General features: G+C 44.2%; 3 protein-coding genes. All 3 read left to right on the top strand.

Translation table 11 applies throughout. The features are described 5' to 3' along the window. Positions 1-524, top strand: a 524-nt coding sequence (locus tag ACI35L_RS07230; RefSeq protein WP_439802558.1) for a potassium channel family protein, incomplete at its 5' end; no start/stop codon positions are given. 15 nt (positions 525-539) lie between these two features. Beyond that, positions 540-1,868: a TrkH family potassium uptake protein gene (locus ACI35L_RS07225; protein WP_439802557.1), complete on the top strand. Its 1,329-nt coding sequence runs from the start codon at positions 540-542 to the stop codon at positions 1,866-1,868. Between the two features lie 123 nt (positions 1,869-1,991). After that, a complete protein-coding gene (locus ACI35L_RS07220) occupies positions 1,992-2,480 on the top strand; it encodes a pyridoxamine 5'-phosphate oxidase family protein (RefSeq protein ID WP_439802559.1) in 489 nt (162 codons plus the stop codon). Positions 2,481-2,482 lie beyond the last annotated feature (2 nt).

Here is a 2,482-nt window from a genome sequence, read left to right as displayed (position 1 = left end):
CCACACATGCCATGATTGCCAACACAACAGATGAAGCGACGATGAAGGCGCTTGGAATCAAGAACTTCAATTATGTCATTGTTGCAATCGGTGATGATATTCAGGCTAGCATTCTGACGACGTTGATCTTGAAGGAGATAGGTGTAGAGAATGTATGGGTGAAAGCCCAGAATGAGTATCATCATAAGGTGCTTGAGAAAATTGGGGCAGACCGCATCATTCATCCAGAGAAGGATATGGGTGTGCGCATTGCCCAACATCTTATCTCCCAGCATATTATTGACTATATTGCTCTATCAGAAGAGCATAGCATGATGGAGATTATGGCGACCGACAAGCTTGCTGGGAAAACCCTTGTTGAGGTCAATATTCGCCAGCGATACAGATGCACGGTCGTCGCCATTTGGCGGAATTCCGACTTAATTATGACACCGCTTCCTGATGAAGTGATTCAAAAGGGGGATGTCTTGATGATGATTGGCAAGAAATCAGCTCTCACTAAATTTAGTGAAATAGAACTATAGCTCGGGGGAATATCCATGAATCACAGCAAGTGGGAAACCATCCAACTCACACCTCCTCAAGTTCTGGCGCTGGGGTTTGCGCTCGTCATTCTTTTGGGAACGGTGCTCTTAAAGCTGCCGATTTCAACGAAGGTGGAAATCTCTTGGATGGACGCCTTTTTTACAGCCGCATCCGCAACAACGGTGACCGGCTTAAGTGTGATTAATATAGGGACAACACTTTCTGTATTTGGGGAATGTGTCATGATTGTGATGATGCAGATTGGAGGACTTGGCTTGATGACGTTTGCCATCTTTGTCCTGATCCTTCTCGGTAAGAAAATCGGGCTTAAAGAAAGGCTCATTGTGCAAGAGTCATTTAACCAAACCTCCATTGGGGGAGTCATTCGTTTGGTGAAGATTTTATTTATTTTCACGATAGCCGTTGAGCTTGCCGGGACTATCATCCTTTCGCTGAAATGGATACCAGTGTATGGGGCTGTGAGAGGAGTGTTCTATAGTTTATTCCATTCCGTCTCAGCCTTCAATAATGCGGGTTTTTCCTTGTTTTCCGATAATTTGATGGGTTATTCGCATGATGGCCTTGTTAACTTGGTTATCACGCTGTTGATTATCACGGGAGGACTGGGGTTTACCGTATTGGTTGATCTGGCAAATAAACGAAACTTCAAGAACTTAAAGCTCCATTCCAAAATCATGCTCATCGGGACCTTTGTATTGAATGTGACAGCCATTCTGTTTTTGTTCCTCCTTGAATATTCGAATGAGGCGACCATTGGCTCTATGCCGCTTGGAGAGAAGCTGTGGGTGTCGTATTTTCAAGGGATTTCCCCGCGTACGGCTGGTTTCAATACGATTGATATTGGCGGGATGACGGATGGCTCGCTTCTTCTCATCATGCTTCTCATGTTTATTGGGGCAGGCAGTGCATCTACCGGTTCTGGAATCAAGGTGACAACCTTTATCGTCATTGTCTGGTCTGTGTTTGCCTACATACGTGGACGGAAGGAGCCGGTCATGTTTGAGCGGACAATCCATCAGACGGTTGTTTTTAAGTCATTGGCCGTGACGATGATTGGGCTTTTCTTTGTCTTTTTGACCGCTTTCCTGCTGACCGTCACCGAGGATGCATCATTATCCATGATTCTCTTTGAGTCCTTCTCGGCCTTTGGGACAGTGGGGCTTTCCATGGGACTGACGCCTGACTTATCAAATGCCGGCAGGTTCTTGATCATTATTCTCATGTTTATTGGACGGATCGGGCCGCTCACATTGGCCTTCTCCTTCGCCAGAACAAGGACAGCAAAAATCCGCTATCCGGAGGAAGATATTTTTATCGGATAATCTGACAGTCAAAGCAATTTGCTTGGCTGTTTTTTTATGCTCGAAAATGATAAGTCCTAATAAAAGGATTAAGAGGAAAATGCAAGGGTAATATACGTATAAACGATAAGGGAGGACTAGATGATGAACAACCAATATAATCAAGAAGAAATTGAAAAACTGAGAGATTTAATTAAAGATATCGATACAGCCATGTTTACAACAAGCACACCGGAAGGGCTGATTTCACGCCCGATGATGACGCAGGAAGTCGAATTCGACGGGGATCTCTGGTTCTTTACAATGAAGGATACCGAAAAATACCGTGAGATTCTGCATGAAAGTGACGTGAATGTTTCCTATGCGGGTAAATCCTATGTCTCTGTCAGCGGTAAAGTAGAAGTAGTAGAGGATATGAATAAGAAACGCGAGCTTTGGAATAAAGCCTATGAGAAGATGCTGGACACCTCCTATGATGACCCAAACGTTGTCTTGCTCAAGGTAAATGTCCGGTCGGCAGAATATTGGGAAACAGGAAGCGTGACGAAGAATGCTGTCAACCTATTCAAGAAAATGACAGGCAACGATGAAACTGACCCAGCAGATATGAATAAAACCATAAAGTTTCAATAAAT

This window comes from Pradoshia sp. (assembly GCF_051873915.1).
Classification (GTDB): Bacteria; Bacillota; Bacilli; order Bacillales; family Pradoshiaceae; genus Pradoshia.
Note: the sequence above shows the minus strand (reverse complement) of the source record. Positions and strands in the feature narration are given on the sequence as shown.

Bases quoted from the DNA above. Each gene is read 5' to 3' on its own strand.
- ACI35L_RS07225 (WP_439802557.1), top strand. From the start codon at position 540: ATGAATCACAGCAAGTGGGAAACCATCCAACTCACACCTCCTCAAGTT.
- ACI35L_RS07220 (WP_439802559.1), top strand. From the start codon at position 1,992: ATGAACAACCAATATAATCAAGAAGAAATTGAAAAACTGAGAGATTTA.